This window comes from Nonomuraea spiralis, assembly GCF_014648435.1.
GTDB classification, from domain to species: domain Bacteria; phylum Actinomycetota; class Actinomycetes; order Streptosporangiales; family Streptosporangiaceae; genus Nonomuraea; species Nonomuraea spiralis.
The window spans coordinates 1-13,776 of the sequence record NZ_BMRC01000012.1 but is presented as its reverse complement, the minus strand read 5'-3'; the positions used below and the strand labels follow the sequence as shown (position 1 = coordinate 13,776).

Genomic DNA, 13,776 nt, shown 5'->3' with positions numbered 1-13,776 from the left:
CGGCCCCGCCGCGAACGCGGACGCGGGTCACGGGAGACAGCTGGGTGACCGCCATCCTCGTGGAAGGACCGATGTGACCCTGCTGAATCTCCCGGAGCAGGACGACGCGGAGGTGATTCTCCGTTCCAGGGACGACCCCGAACAGTTCGCCGCGGTGTTCGACCGCTACGCCCGGCAGATCCATCTGTACGTCGCCCGCCGGCTCGGCACACAGGCGGCGGACGACATCGTGGCCGAGACGTTCCTGGCCGCGTTCCGCCGCCGCGAGTCCTACGATCCCTCCGTCCGCCTGGCCAGGCCGTGGTTGTACGGCATCGCCACCAAGCTGATCGCCCGGCACCGGCGCGACGAGGAGCGGCTGCTGCGCGCGCTGAGCCGTACCGGGGCGGACCCGCTGCCCGAGCTGATCGGGGACGTCGTCACCCAGCGGGTCGCGGCCCAGGCCGAGGAGCGCCGGCTGATGGCGGCGCTGGCCGCCCTGTCGCCGGGCGACCGTGACGTCCTGCTGCTCGTGGCCTGGGAGGACATGAGCCTGGAGGAGGCCGCGCAGGCCCTCGGCATCCCGGCGGGTACGGCGCGCTCCCGCATGCACCGCGCGCGCAAGAAGATCAAGGCCGTGATCCCCGCGGAGGAGGAGAACCGATGAACGACCTGAACGCGGTCAAGCAGGTGCGCCGCTCCGTCCCCGCGATGACGCCGCAGGCGGAGCGGGCGGCCCGCGACAGGCTGCTGGCCGCCGCGCGCGAGTCACGGCCGCGCCCGGGACGCCCGCGGCTCCCGCGCCTGGCGTGGCGGATGGCGACGGCGGCCGTCCTGGCCGTCGTGGTCGGCCTCACCTGGGTCGCGACCCGCGAGGACGGGACGGCCCCGGTCGCGAGCGTACGGGCGCTGGGCGAACGGGCGGCCGGCGCGGCCGAGGGTGGCCCGGACCCGGGAACGAGCCGCGGTCAGTGGCTCTACATCAAGGAACGGAACGCCGCCCCCGGCGCCTACAGCGGCTACGGCGTGGACGCGAGCAGGCGGATCATCTCCGAGCTGTGGACGAGCGTCGACGGCCGGCAGGTGGCCTGGTACGACGAGAAGGGCAAGCTCCTCGTCCAGGGCACCCATCCCGGCCTCGGCGCCGCCGACCTGGCCGAGGAGCCGGTCACGCCGGAGAGCGTGCTCGACCGGCTCAGGGCCGCGCTCGCCCGGGTGGGCCCGGTCGAGCCGGGATCCGGGGAGCCGCCGCCGTCCGTCGACGAACGGCTCTTCCAGGCGATCTATCAGCTCATGGGCGAGCAGGCGCTGCCTCCCAAGGTACGGGCGGCGCTGTTCCGGGCCCTGCCCACGATCGCGGGCGTCCAGGTCACCCCGGACGCGGTCGACGCCGACGGGCGGCACGGCGTCGCCTTCAGCTACACCGGCGACTGGGCGCGCTACGACCTGATCCTCAGCCCCGGCGACTACCGCTACCTGGGGGTGTACGGCGTGAGCGTGGCCGACAGGACCTTCACCTGGACGGGGGGCGGCGTCGAGGTGCCCGCCGGCACGCCGGTCACCTGGTCGGCCCGGCTCACGACCGGCGTCGTGGACGAGCCCGGACGGCGGCCCTGAAAACGGGCTCACCCGCGATACTCCGCCATTTACTAAACTGTTGATGAAAACCTCTGTAATGGGTGGTGAACACCGTCGTCCGGCCGGGCGGCGGTGTCGTTCGGTGTCGTCCGGTGTCGTTCGCGTTCGAACCGGTCGGGGGTGCGTCACGGGCCGTCCGCTGCTAGGACATGTCCTTTCTGGTCGTCGTCGGCAGAGCGATGAATAGGTGGCCCGTTATGTGGAAAAATGTCGGACCAGCGACCTTTTCTGGTCGTACCGTGACCCCGTTCGAGGATGCGGCGATGGACGACTCCGCCTGGCACATCGAGGAGGCGTCCCTGGTGCTGGTGGAGGCGACGCTCGACGCCATGGCCGCGCTCGGGGACCTGTCGGTGCCCCGGCTGCGGGTGCTGCTGGCGGTAGACCGGCACGGTCCGATGAACCTGCGTTCCCTCGCCGAGCGCCTGGACATGTCGTTGTCGGCGGCCGGCAGGGTCGTCGACCGCCTGGACACGGCAGGGCTGCTGAGCAGGGCTCCCGCCGCCCACAGCCGCCGTGAGATCCGCATCAGCACGACGCAGGCGGGCCGGGACGTGCTGGAGCGATTGCGCGCGGCGCGGCGGCAGCGCATCGGTCACGCGCTGGAGAAGCTGGCCCCGGCCGACCGTACGACGCTGGTGCACGTCCTGCGGAGGCTGACCGAGGCGGCCGACTCCTAATTCACCCCACCTGTCGACTTTTCCCGATATTACGGTCGATGTGTGTAATGCCGTTTTCGGGGGCGGTAAAACTTCTCGCGGAACTAACACATTCCATATGGACACTGTCGCATGCTAGAAACAGTCGTCTGACTGCGCACCTCACCGTCAGTCGATACGCCGGTGTCCGGCGGCACGGCAAGAGAGCCACATCCCGGCAGAGCTAGCCCGGATACCGAAAAAAGCCTCATTTCCACATAAAGGGGGTCATGCGTCGTGCCTGGTGGAATACGCATGCGTCTGACACGAGCCGAGCGCGCCGCCGACGCGGCGGCCGCGCGGCTGCTGGCGGCGGGCACCCTGCTGCTGCGCGCCGACACCACGCCGGACCGGCGGGCGGTGTACCGCGCCGAGGACAAGGTCAACGACTCCCCGTACCGGCGACGATGGGCGCACGACAAGGTCGTGCGCTCCACCCATGGCGTCAACTGCACCGGCTCGTGCTCCTGGAAGGTCTACGTCAAGGACGGCCTGATCACCTGGGAGACCCAGCAGACCGACTACCCCAGCGTCGGCCCCGACCGGCCGGAGTACGAACCGCGCGGCTGCCCCCGCGGCGCCGCCTTCTCCTGGTACACCTACTCGCCCACCCGGGTGCGCTACCCGCACGCCCGCGGCGTCCTGGTGGAGCTCTACCGCGAGGCCAGGGCGCGCCTCGGCGACCCGGTCGCGGCCTGGGCGGAGATCACCACCGACCCGCGCAAACGGCACCGCTACCAGTCGGCGCGCGGCCGGGGCGGCCTGGTCCGGATCGAGTGGGACGAGGCGCTGGAGATCGCCGCGGCGGCCCACGTCCACACCCTCATGACGTACGGGCCCGACCGGGTCGCCGGGTTCTCGCCGATCCCCGCCATGTCGATGGCCTCGCACGCGGTCGGCGCCCGGTTCATGTCCCTGATCGGCGCGCCGATGTTGTCCTTCTACGACTGGTACGCCGACCTGCCCGTCGCCTCGCCCCAGGTGTTCGGCGACCAGACCGACGTGCCCGAGTCGGGCGACTGGTGGGACGCGGCCTACATCATGTTGTGGGGCTCCAACGTCCCGGTCACCCGTACCCCCGACGCCCACTGGGTCACCGAGGCCCGCTACCGGGGCCAGAAGGTGATCGTGGTCTCGCCCGACTACTCCGACGCGACCAAGTTCGCCGACGAGTGGCTGCACCCGCATCCCGGCACCGACGGCGCGCTCGCCGTGGCGATGGGCCACGTCATCCTGCGCGAGTTCTTCGTCGAACGGCAGGCGCCGCACTTCGCCTCCTACGTCAGGCGCTTCACCGACCTGCCGTTCCTGGTCGCCCTGGAGGAGCACGACGACGGCGGGCTGCGTCCCGGCAAGTTCCTGACCTCGGCGCAGGCGGGCGGCCAGGAGGAGATGGCCGCCTGGCGGCCGATGATCCTCGACGCCGCCTCCGGCCGTCCGGTCGCGCCCAACGGCACGCTGGCCGACCGCTGGAGCACCGAGCAGGGGCACTGGAACCTCGACCTGGGCGACCTCGATCCCCTGCTCACCCTGCACGAGCCCGGCTGCGACAGCGCCGAGGTGGTCCTGCCGCGCTTCGACGAGCCCGGCGGCGTGATCAGCAGGGGCGTGCCGGTCCGGCGCGTCGGCGACCGGCTGGTCACCACCGTCTTCGACCTGCTCCTGGCCCAGTACGGCGTCGCCCGCCCCGGCCTGCCCGGCCGGTGGCCCACCGGCTACGACGACGCCGACGCCCCCGGCACCCCGGCCTGGCAGGAGCGCCTCACCTCCACCCCCGCCGGGCAGGCGATCAGGATCGCGCGGGAGTTCGCCGCCACCGCCGAGCGCACGGGCGGCCGCTCCATGATCGTGATGGGCGCCGGCACCAACCACTGGTTCCACTCCGACACCATCTACCGTTCCTTCCTGACGCTGCTGCTGCTCACCGGCTGCCAGGGCGTCAACGGCGGCGGCTGGGCCCATTACGTGGGCCAGGAGAAGGTCCGGCCGCTGGCGGGCTGGCAACAACTGTCCACCGCGGCCGACTGGGTGCGCCCCTCGCGCCAGATGGCGGGCACGCCGTACTGGTATCTGCACACCGGCCAGTGGCGCTACGAACGGTTCTCGGCGGAGACGCTGTCCAGCCCCGCCGGGCCGCGCCGGTTCGCCGGGCGGCACACCGCCGACCTGGTGGCCCAGTCGGCCCGGCTGGGCTGGATGCCGAGCTACCCCACGTTCTCGGCCAACCCGCTCGACCTGGGCCGCCGTGCCCGCGAGAGCGGCCAGGACCCGGCGCGCTGGATCGCCGATGAGGTGGCGGCCGGGCGGCTGGCGTTCGCCTGCGAGGACCCCGACGCGCCGGAGAACTGGCCGCGGGTGCTCACCGTCTGGCGGGCCAACCTGATCGGCTCCTCGGCCAAGGGCAACGAGTACTTCCTACGCCACCTGCTGGGCGCGGCCGACAACGCGACCGCCGAGGAGGCCCCGCCGCCGGACCGGCCCCGGGAGGTCACCTGGCGGCAGGCGCCGCGCGGCAAGCTCGACCTGCTGCTCGCCCTCGACTTCCGGATGACCTCCACGACCCTGTTCGCCGACCTCGTGCTGCCCGCCGCCACCTGGTACGAGAAGCACGACCTGTCCAGCACCGACCTGCACCCGTTCGTGCACGCCTTCACCCCGGCGATCAACCCGCCCTGGCAGGCCCGCACCGACTTCGACATCTTCCACTCCCTGGCCCGCAAGCTGAGCGAACTGGCCGCGGGCCGCCTCGACGTCGCCCACGACCTGGTCGGCACCGCCCTCCAGCACGACACGCCCGGCGAGATCGCCCAGCCGGGCGGCGGCGTGCCCGACTGGCGGCAGAGCGGCGCGACGCCGGAGCCGGGACGCACCATGCCGGCCGTGACGCTGGTCGAGCGGGACTACACCGCGATCGCCGACAAGCTGGCCGCCTTCGGGCCGCTGGCCGAGCGGCAGGGCATGACCGTCAAGGGCGTCACCGTACGGCCGGGCCCCGAGTCGGCCTGGCTGGCCGCGCGCTGCGGCACCGCCGACGGCGGCCCCGCCGGAGGGCGTCCGCTCCTGGACAGCGACGTCAAGATGTGCGAGGCGATCCTGGCCCTGTCGGGCACCACCAACGGCAGGATCGCCGCCGAGGGCTTCGACCGGCTCGCCGAACGCTGCGGCCCCGGCTCGGGGTTGTCGGAGCTCGGCGCGTCGGTCGCCGGGCACCGTACGGTGTTCTCCGACACCCAGGACCGGCCGGTGGCCGCGGGGGCCAGCTTCGAGTGGTCGGGCGCCGAGGGGCACGACCGCCGCTACGCGCCGTTCACCATCAACACCGAGCACCGCAAGCCCTGGCACACGCTCACCGGCCGCCAGCACTTCTACCTCGACCACGACTGGATGGCCGAGCTGGGCGAGCAGCTCCCCGTCTACCGGCCGCCGCTCGACCTCGACGCGCTGGGCGAGAGCCTGCCCGCCGCGCCCGACGGCGGCAAGGCGGTGAACGTGCGCTACCTCACCCCGCATTCCAAGTGGTCGATCCACTCGGAGTACCAGGAGAACCTGCTCATGCAGACGCTGGCCAGGGGCGGCCCGGTCATCTGGATCAGCGTCGAGGACGCCGCCGCCATCGGCGTGGCCGACAACGACTGGATCGAGGCCGTCAACGTCAACGGCGTCGTCGTGGCCCGCGCCGTGGTCTCCCACCGCATGCCGGCCGGCACCGTGTTCATGTACCACGTCCAGGAACGCCTGGTGAACGTGCCCAGGTCGCAGGCCACCGGCCGGCGCGGCGGCGTGCACAACGCGCTCACCAAGCTCCTCGTCAAGCCGACCCATCTGATCGGCGGCTACGGCCAGCTCTCCTTCGCCCCCAACTATTACGGCCCCACCGGCAACCAGCGCGACGCGGTGACCGTCATCCGCCGCAGGGATCAGGAGGTGCGTTACTGATGCGACCGATGGCCCAGATCGCCATGGTGATGAACCTGGACAAGTGCATCGGCTGCCACACCTGCTCGGTCACCTGCAAGCAGACGTGGACCAACCGGCCGGGCACCGAGTACGTCTGGTTCAACAACGTCGAGACCCGTCCCGGCCAGGGCTACCCGCGCGGCTGGCAGGACCAGGAACGCTGGCGGGGCGGCTGGCGGCTGCGCCACGGCCGCCTGGTGCCCAGGGCCGGCGGCCGGCTGCGCCGCCTGGCCACGCTCTTCGCCAACCCCGAGTTCCCCGGCCTCGACGACTACTACGAGCCGTGGACCTACGACTACGACAACCTCATCGGCGCGCCGCTCGGCGACGACGTGCCGACCGCGCCGCCCCGTTCGCTGATCGACGGCCGGCCCACCGCCGTCACCTGGGGGCCGAACTGGGACGACGACCTGGGCGGCGGCCCGGAGCAGCTCGCCGCCGACGTCGTCCTGCGCAAGGTGAGCGACACCGTACGCCTGGACTACGAGCGGGCGTTCATGTTCCACCTGCCGCGCATCTGCGAGCACTGCCTCAACCCCTCGTGCGTGGCCGCCTGCCCGTCCGGGGCGATGTACAAGCGCATGGAGGACGGCATCGTCCTGGTCGACCAGGACCGGTGCCGGGGGTGGCGCATGTGCGTGTCGGGGTGCCCGTACAAGAAGGTGTACTTCAACCACCAGACCGGCAAGGCCGAGAAGTGCACGTTCTGCTACCCGCGCATCGAGGCGGGGGAGCCCACGGTCTGCTCCGAGACGTGCGTCGGCCGCCTGCGCTACCTCGGCGTCATGCTCTACGACGCCGACCGCATCGGGGAGGCCGCCGCCGTGCCCGAGGAGCGCGACCTGTACCAGGCGCAGCTCGACTGCTTCCTCGATCCCGCCGATCCGGGGGTGATCGCCGCCGCCGAGGCGGCGGGCATCCCGCACGACTGGCTGGAGGCCGCCCGCCGCTCGCCCGTACGGCAGCTCATCACCGAGTTCCGGATCGCCCTGCCGCTCCACCCGGAGTACCGCACCATGCCCATGGTCTGGTACGTCCCGCCGCTGTCGCCCATCGTCGACGCGCTCGCCGACACCGGGCACGACGGCGAGGACGCGGGCAACCTGTTCGGCGCCATCGACTCGCTGCGCATCCCCGTCGAATACCTCGCCGAGCTGTTCACCGCGGGCGATCCGGCCCCGGTGGAGGCCGCGCTCCAGCGCCTGGCCGCCATGCGCGCCCACATGCGGGCCCGCAACCTCGGCGACGAGCCCGACCCGGACGCCGGCGCCGGCACCGGTCTGGACGCCGCCGGCCTGGAACGCATGTACCGCCTGCTCGCCCTCGCCAAGTACGACGAGCGGTACGTCATCCCCACCGCCTACGTCGCCTCCGACCACGCCGCGGGCGCGGGCTGCAGCCTCGACGTCCCCGGCGGCCCCGGCATGCTCGCCGAGGGCTTCCACAGCCTGCCGGTCACCAAGGACGAACAGTTGCGCGGCCGCGTCAACCTGCTCAACTGGGACGGCAAGGGCACGCCCGACGGCCTGTTCCCGTCCAGGGGCGAGGCGGCCGAGTGAGCCGGCACGACGGCCGCCTGATCCACCAGGCCGCCTCCCTCCTGCTGAGCTATCCGGAAGAGGACTGGACCGCCCGCCTCGACCTGGTACGCACCGCGCTCGGCCCTGTGGGTGGTGCGGCGGGCGAGCGCCTGCGTACGTTCTGCGCCGAGGCGGCGGCCCTGTCCGCGCTCGACGCCGGAGCCGCGTACGTGAGCACCTTCGACCGCAGCGGCCGCCGGACCCTCCACATGACCTACTACGGCGACGGCGACACCCGCAGGCGCGGCGAGTCGCTCCTGGACCTCAAGACCCTCTACCGCGCCCACGGCTGGCAGCCCGGCACGGGCGAGCTGCCCGACTTCCTGCCGGTGATGCTGGAGTTCGCCGCCCGCGTGCCGGGCCCCGGCGGCCGGCTGCTGCGCGACCACCGTCCCGGTCTCGACCTGCTGCACGCCGGTCTGGCCGACCGGCGCAGCGGCTACGCCGCCGTCGTGGAGGCCGTGCTGCTGACGTTGCCGAGGCCCACGTCGGCCGACCGCCGGGCCGTGGGCGAGCGGGCGGCGCTCGGCCCGCCCGCCGAGCGGGTCGGCCGTACCGTCCTGCCCGAGGTTCCCGGAGGAGTCCGCTGATGAAGCACCTGAACATCGCCCTGTGGGGTGTGTCGCCGTACGTCGTCCTGGTGTTGTTCGTGGCCGGGGTGATCTGGCGTTACCGCTACGACCGGTTCGGGCTGACCACCCGTTCCACCCAGCTTCACGAGAGCCGCCTGCTGCGGGTGGGCGGGCCGCTGTTCCACTTCGGGCTGCTGTTCGTGATCGCCGGTCATCTCGTCGGCCTGCTCGTGCCCGAGCGGCTCACCGAGGCCGTGCACGTGACCGAGCCCATGTACCGGCTCAACGCCCTGGTCGTCGGCGGGCTGGCGGGGCTGGCCAGCGTGGCCGGGCTCGCGGTGCTGCTGTGGCGGCGGCTGCGGGTGCGGGCCGTACGCCGCGCCACCGGGCGCTCCGACCGCGTCCTGTACCCGGTGCTGGCCACCGTGCTGCTGGCGGGGCTGATCGCCACCCTGCTCGGGCCGTCCGGTCACTACGACTACCGGCTCGGGGTGTCGGTGTGGTTCCGCAGCCTGCTCGAACTGGAGCCGGACGTGGGCGCCATGGCGGCGGCGCCGTTCGTCTTCCAGGCGCACACGCTGCTCGGCATGGCCCTGTTCGCGTTGTGGCCCTTCAGCCGCCTGGTCCACGCCTTCGCGGCGCCCGTCACCTATCTGGCCAGGCCGTACATCGTCTACCGCTCCCGCGGCGGTGCCCTGCCCCGATGAGCACCCGACCCGCCCGGCCGCCGGCGGCCCGAAGGAGGTGGACGGCATGAGCGCCGAGGCCGCCGCGGAAGGCCTGGGATCGGCGGAAGGCCCGGGAGCGGCCGAAGGCGCGGGAGGCGGGGCGCGGTCGCGGGTGGCAGGCGCGCTCGCCGTGTCCTGGAAGGCCGCCCTGTGCATCAGCGTGCCCGCCCTCGTCGCCTGGCTGGCCCGCCAGCCGTTCGTCTTCCCCTCCCTCGGGCCGACGATCTACCTGGTGCTCACCGCGCCGGGGGCGCCCGCGTCGGCTCCCCGCCGTACGGTCGCCGGGCACGCCATCAGCGCCGCCGGCGGCTACCTGGCCCTGACCGTCACCGGGCTGACGCGCACCGCGCCCGACCTGGGGCACATCGACGGCCGCCGGGTGGTCGCGGTCGTCATCGCGCTGTCGTGCACGACGCTGGGCATGCTGGCCACCGACAGCTCCCACCCGCCGGGCGGCGCGACCACGCTCATCGTGGCCCTGGGCTTCCTGCGCACCCCGCTCAACCTGGCCGTCCTGCTCACCGCCGTCGTGCTCACGACGTTCGTGCTGCTCGCTCTCGGACGCCCGCGCCGCGCCTCCGTGGTAGCTTCTCTGGAGAAGCTACTTCCTGGAAGATTTATCTTCTCCAGGAGGAGGAACGGGAAGTGAGGATCGCGTGCCGAACACGTCAGACCGCCCGGACGCCGGCCGGCTCTACCGCCGCTACCTCAGCGCGGTCATGCTGCACGGCCACGCCGCCGCCAAGGCCTGCGGTCTGGGCGCCACCGACCTGTACGCCCTGAACATCCTCGAACTGGCCGGCCCGATGACCCCCGGCGAGCTCGGCACCCGCACCGGCCTGACCACCGGCCCGACCACCCGCCTCATCGACCGGCTGGAGCAGGCCGGATACGTCCGCCGCGCCCCCGACCCGGACGACCGCCGCAAGGTGATCGTCGAGCCGGTCGGCAAGCCCGCCCAGCTCGACCAGGTCATGGACCCCGTCCGGCGGAAGATCGGCGACATCCTGGCCGACTGCCCGCCCGAGCACCTCGACGCGCTCTTCGACTACTTCGACCGGGCCGCCCAGGCCTACCAGGAGGCCGCCGAACGCCTGCGCTCCGGCTCCTGACCCCGGCCGTGGCCCGGCCGTCCCTCGGTCAGCGGAAGTCGGAGATGCGCAGGACCGCGAGCATGTCCGTCGCCCGGGAGCCGGTCGAGAAGGACGCCTCCACCCCGACCCATCCCCGGAAGGCCCCCGAGTCGTCGATGATCTGCATCAGCGGCTTGACGTGGGAGTTGCCCGTGTAGCAGAACTCGCCGCGCTCCATCGCCAGGCACGTGCACCAGTGCCACAGCGTGTCGCGACGGTCGGACTTGGAGATCGTCGTCAGGTAGTACTGGATGGAGCTGACGTTGGCCTTCGTGCCGCCGCCGTACTTCGGGCAGCCGCCCGACTTCTGGCACGCCCCGCGCGAGGACGGCTGGAGGTAGGTCAGGCACGAGGTGGCCGAGGCGCAGGCGCGGAAGGAGGAGTGGCCGAACGGCTGGTTGCCGGAGTTGACCAGCGTGCCGCTCGCCCAGCTCGTCAGGTCCTGGCGCAGCGAGCCGGGGAAGGCCCGTACCGAGCTCATCGCGCGGCGGGTGGCGGGGGAGGCGTTGCTGCCGTAGCCGTAGCCGTGCGTGGCCAGGGTGCTGCGCTTGAGGTCGAGGCGGGCCAGCTTGCGGTCCGGCGAGGTGCGCACGTACCACTGCTCCGTCCAGGTCTGGGCGATCTTCCAGCGGATGGTGAGCACGTCGCCCGCCAGCGTGTACGTACCGGTGCGGGTCTCGTTCGGGCCGGCCGTGTAGCCGCCCGCGGTGAGCACCTCGCAGGCGCGCGGGCGCGAGGACACCCCGCCGGACCTGGTGGTGCAGCTCGCGTCGGGCACGGTGCCGGTGCGCTGCCTGGCCTTCGGATAACGCTGCCACCACAGGTACTGGGCGGCGCTCACCGTGCCGTTCGCGGCGAAGCGGTAGGTGCCCAGGCGTACCCAGTTCTGCCGGGAGGCGGCCTGGAGGTGGCCCTGCGAGACGACGAAGGTGCTCTTGCCGCCCGGCAGCGGCGCGGCGGCGACCGCGGCGCTCACCGGCAGGACGAGCAGGGTGGCGAGGGCGAGCACGAAGGAGAGGACTGCCGCTGCGGTACGCATGGAGAGACTCCGGAAGGCTTACGGGCGTTGGCTGAGCGTCAACGGCCCACCGTATTCGGGCCGGACCGGATCTGTCTCCGAAACGCGGTCAAGAGGGACCTGACGCCGCTCGACCGCGCCGGTGAGGTCCGCCGGGCGCGAGCGGCCCTAGGATGAAGGGGTTCCCGTCCAGCGAGGAGGTCGATCATGTCGTTCCCACCACCCGGCATGGTTCTCGGCGACGCCCCGGCGCGCACTTCCTCGCGGGAGGCCGCCACAGGCTGATCCACCGCGTCGAAGTGCTCTTCATGACCATCACTGGTTCGATCATGAGGAGCCCGAGTGCTCGAGATCCGCTGGACCGAAGACGGCGAGACCCGGTCCGCCCGCTGGCGTTCCGCCAACGGCTCGCCCCCGCCCGCCCGCGTGGTGGTCGCCGACGACCGCCTCGCCGCCGCCACCGCGTACCGACTGGCCTGCGAGGGCACGGCGCTGCTCTGGCGCGGTGACTTCCAGGCCGCCCGCCGGCTCCTGCGCGCCATGGCGCGCAGGACCGAACGTCCACCGCACCGGCCCGCGCCGTCGCCCGCCGACGCCTTCCACCGGCACCGGCGGGACCGCGCCCAGCGGGCCGTCACGCTCGGCCGGCTGCTGGTGCCGCTCGGCCCGGACCACGCCGTCCACCTGCGCCGCGCCCCGGACGTGCGCCCGGCCTGCGCCGAGGTCTACGGCCCCGCCGCGGAGCCGTCGGTGACCTCGCTGCGCGAGCTGCTGGGCATCGTCGGGGCCCACGAATGGCGCAGGAGGGGCGTCGAGGTGCCCGCCCTGAACGACCGCATCCATCCGCACTACGGCGTCTTCTCGCCGGTCCGCGGCGAGTACGTCGATCTGGTGGCCCGCGCGCCGCTCGGCCCGCTCGCGCGGGCGTTCGACGTCGGCACCGGGACCGGCGTGCTCGCCGCGGTCCTCGCGCGCAGGGGCGTCGAGCGCCTCGTGGCCACCGACCGCGACCCGCGCGCCGTGGCCTGCGCCCGCGACAACCTGCGGCGGCTCGGGCTGGCCGGCCGCGTCGAGGTCCTGGACGCCGACCTCTTCCCGCCCGGACGCGCGCAGCTCGTCGTCTGCAACCCGCCGTGGCTCCCGGCCAAACCGGCCTCACCCCTCGACCACGCGGTGTACGACCCCGGCGGCCGCATGTTGCGCGGCTTCCTCGACGGCCTGGGCGGGCACCTGGAACCGGCGGGCGAGGGCTGGCTGATCCTGTCGGACCTGGCCGAACGGCTCGGCTTACGGACCCGCGCCGACCTGCTGACCGCCTTCGCGAACGCGGGCCTGCGGGTCGTGGACCGGCTCGAAACGCGCCCCCGGCACCCGCGCGCGTCCGACGCGACCGACCCCCTGCACGCGGCCCGTGCCGCCGAGATCACCTCTCTGTGGCGCCTGCGCCGTACCTGACCGCGTCCGGGCGGGAGCACCAGGCTGCACGAGATCCTCACCTCGCCTCCCCGGGATCTGCGAACCGGTCTGGTTGGCTGTGCGCATGATCGACATCGACCCCTCGTCCCGCCCGGACCCGATCGCCTACCTCGACCACGTCGCCGCGACCGACGTCGGCAGGGGCTACAAGCGGCAGGTCCTGGACCTGCTGGAGCTGCGGCCCGGCCAGACCGTGCTCGACCTCGGCTGCGGCCCCGGCACCGACCTGGCCGCCATGGCCGACGCCGTAGCCCCGCACGGGCGGGTCGTCGGCGTGGACCGCGACCCGGCGATGGTCGCCGAGGCGCGTACCCGGCTGGCCGGACGGCCCCTGGTCGAGGTGCGTCCCGGGGACGTGCACGCGCTGCCGCTGGCGGACGGGAGCGTCGACCGGGCCCGTACCGACCGGGTGCTCCAGCACGTGGACGACCCGGCGGCGGTGCTGGCGGAGTTCCGCCGGGTGGCCCGTCCCGGGGCGCGGATCGTCATGGCCGAGCCCGACTGGGAGGGCATGCTGATCGACTCGCCCGACCCGGACGTCGGCCCGGCGCTGGCCCGGTTCATCGCCCGCCGGGTGGTCCGCCACGGCACCGTCGGCCGCCGCCTGGCCCGGTTGTGCGCCGAGGCCGGCCTCGTGGTGCGTTCGGTGGGGACGGTCGCGCCGGTGTTCCGCGACCTCGCCACCGCCGACCGGGTGCTCGGGCTGCGCCGCAACGTGGCCAGGGCGATCGGCGCCGGGTGTCTCGAACCCGGCACCGAGGAGTGGTTCGACGACCTCGCCTCCCGGCCCTTCCTGGCCTCGGCCCTGCTGTTCCTGGTCGCGGCCGAGGTGGGACCGTGACGGGTCAGACGATGCGCAGCGGGAGCGTACGTGGTCCGCGTACCTGACCGGTGGCCCAGGTGACGGCGTCGGGGTCGGCGAGGGTGAAGTCGGGGATGCGCTGGAGCCAGACGTCGAGTGCGGTGCGGAGTTCCATGCGGGCGAGGTGGGAGCCGA

Annotated in this window: 12 protein-coding genes; 11 read left to right on the top strand and 1 reads right to left on the bottom strand. The window is 73.0% G+C overall.

Annotated elements, in window-relative coordinates; all coding sequences use genetic code 11:
* The first annotated feature begins 73 nt into the window (after nt 1-73).
* The 9 genes from IEZ27_RS28145 to IEZ27_RS28105 all read left to right on the top strand — a co-directional run bounded on the left by IEZ27_RS28145 (nt 74) and on the right by IEZ27_RS28105 (nt 10,264).
* Nucleotides 74-646 (top strand): RNA polymerase sigma factor, encoded by a 573-nt coding sequence (locus IEZ27_RS28145; protein WP_229824408.1) that lies wholly within the window; start codon nt 74-76, stop codon nt 644-646.
* Nucleotides 643-1,596, top strand: coding sequence for a CU044_5270 family protein (locus IEZ27_RS28140; RefSeq protein WP_189650013.1), 954 nt, complete (start codon nt 643-645; stop codon nt 1,594-1,596). The genes IEZ27_RS28145 and IEZ27_RS28140 overlap by 4 nt, the downstream gene beginning before the upstream one ends.
* Before the next feature lie 284 nt (nt 1,597-1,880).
* Nucleotides 1,881-2,297 (top strand): MarR family winged helix-turn-helix transcriptional regulator, encoded by a 417-nt coding sequence (locus IEZ27_RS28135; RefSeq protein WP_185844879.1) that lies wholly within the window; start codon nt 1,881-1,883, stop codon nt 2,295-2,297.
* Nucleotides 2,298-2,570: 273 nt separating this feature from the next.
* Complete coding sequence (locus IEZ27_RS28130) at nt 2,571-6,251, top strand: nitrate reductase subunit alpha (protein WP_189650012.1); 3,681 nt, start codon at nt 2,571-2,573, stop codon at nt 6,249-6,251.
* Nucleotides 6,251-7,831 (top strand): nitrate reductase subunit beta, encoded by a 1,581-nt coding sequence (gene narH, locus IEZ27_RS28125; RefSeq protein WP_189650011.1) that lies wholly within the window; start codon nt 6,251-6,253, stop codon nt 7,829-7,831. The genes IEZ27_RS28130 and narH overlap by 1 nt, the downstream gene beginning before the upstream one ends.
* The gene (narJ, locus tag IEZ27_RS28120) at nt 7,828-8,442 is read left to right on the top strand and encodes a nitrate reductase molybdenum cofactor assembly chaperone (RefSeq protein ID WP_229824407.1); all 615 of its coding nucleotides are present in this window, start codon (nt 7,828-7,830) and stop codon (nt 8,440-8,442) included. Before narH ends, narJ begins: the two co-directional genes overlap by 4 nt.
* A complete protein-coding gene (narI, locus tag IEZ27_RS28115; protein WP_189650010.1) occupies nt 8,442-9,131 on the top strand; it encodes a respiratory nitrate reductase subunit gamma in 690 nt (229 codons plus the stop codon). Before narJ ends, narI begins: the two co-directional genes overlap by 1 nt.
* A gap of 46 nt (nt 9,132-9,177) precedes the next feature.
* The gene (locus tag IEZ27_RS28110; RefSeq protein WP_189650009.1) at nt 9,178-9,801 is read left to right on the top strand and encodes an HPP family protein; all 624 of its coding nucleotides are present in this window, start codon (nt 9,178-9,180) and stop codon (nt 9,799-9,801) included.
* 7 nt (nt 9,802-9,808) lie between these two features.
* Nucleotides 9,809-10,264: a MarR family winged helix-turn-helix transcriptional regulator gene (locus tag IEZ27_RS28105; RefSeq protein ID WP_229824406.1), complete on the top strand. Its 456-nt coding sequence runs from the start codon at nt 9,809-9,811 to the stop codon at nt 10,262-10,264.
* 28 nt (nt 10,265-10,292) lie between these two features.
* Here the strand turns inward: IEZ27_RS28105 and IEZ27_RS28100 are convergent, their stop codons facing one another.
* Nucleotides 10,293-11,324, bottom strand: coding sequence for a hypothetical protein (locus IEZ27_RS28100; protein ID WP_189650008.1), 1,032 nt, complete (start codon nt 11,322-11,324; stop codon nt 10,293-10,295).
* Between the two features lie 321 nt (nt 11,325-11,645).
* On the opposite strand from IEZ27_RS28100, the gene IEZ27_RS28095 reads away from it, so the two are divergent.
* Complete coding sequence (locus tag IEZ27_RS28095; RefSeq protein WP_189650007.1) at nt 11,646-12,758, top strand: methyltransferase; 1,113 nt, start codon at nt 11,646-11,648, stop codon at nt 12,756-12,758.
* Nucleotides 12,759-12,843: 85 nt separating this feature from the next.
* Nucleotides 12,844-13,620, top strand: a complete 777-nt coding sequence (locus IEZ27_RS28090; RefSeq protein ID WP_189650006.1) for a methyltransferase domain-containing protein — start codon at nt 12,844-12,846, stop codon at nt 13,618-13,620.
* Nucleotides 13,621-13,776: the final 156 nt, after the last annotated feature.

What these genes read in the sequence shown, in the direction of transcription:
- IEZ27_RS28140 (WP_189650013.1), top strand. Translation starts at nt 643, where the DNA reads ATGAACGACCTGAACGCGGTCAAGCAGGTGCGCCGCTCCGTCCCCGCG.
- IEZ27_RS28135 (WP_185844879.1), top strand. Translation starts at nt 1,881, where the DNA reads ATGGACGACTCCGCCTGGCACATCGAGGAGGCGTCCCTGGTGCTGGTG.
- IEZ27_RS28130 (WP_189650012.1), top strand. Translation starts at nt 2,571, where the DNA reads ATGCGTCTGACACGAGCCGAGCGCGCCGCCGACGCGGCGGCCGCGCGG.
- narH (WP_189650011.1), top strand. Translation starts at nt 6,251, where the DNA reads ATGCGACCGATGGCCCAGATCGCCATGGTGATGAACCTGGACAAGTGC.
- narI (WP_189650010.1), top strand. Translation starts at nt 8,442, where the DNA reads ATGAAGCACCTGAACATCGCCCTGTGGGGTGTGTCGCCGTACGTCGTC.
- IEZ27_RS28110 (WP_189650009.1), top strand. Translation starts at nt 9,178, where the DNA reads ATGAGCGCCGAGGCCGCCGCGGAAGGCCTGGGATCGGCGGAAGGCCCG.
- IEZ27_RS28100 (WP_189650008.1), bottom strand. Translation starts at nt 11,324, where the DNA reads ATGCGTACCGCAGCGGCAGTCCTCTCCTTCGTGCTCGCCCTCGCCACC.
- IEZ27_RS28090 (WP_189650006.1), top strand. Translation starts at nt 12,844, where the DNA reads ATGATCGACATCGACCCCTCGTCCCGCCCGGACCCGATCGCCTACCTC.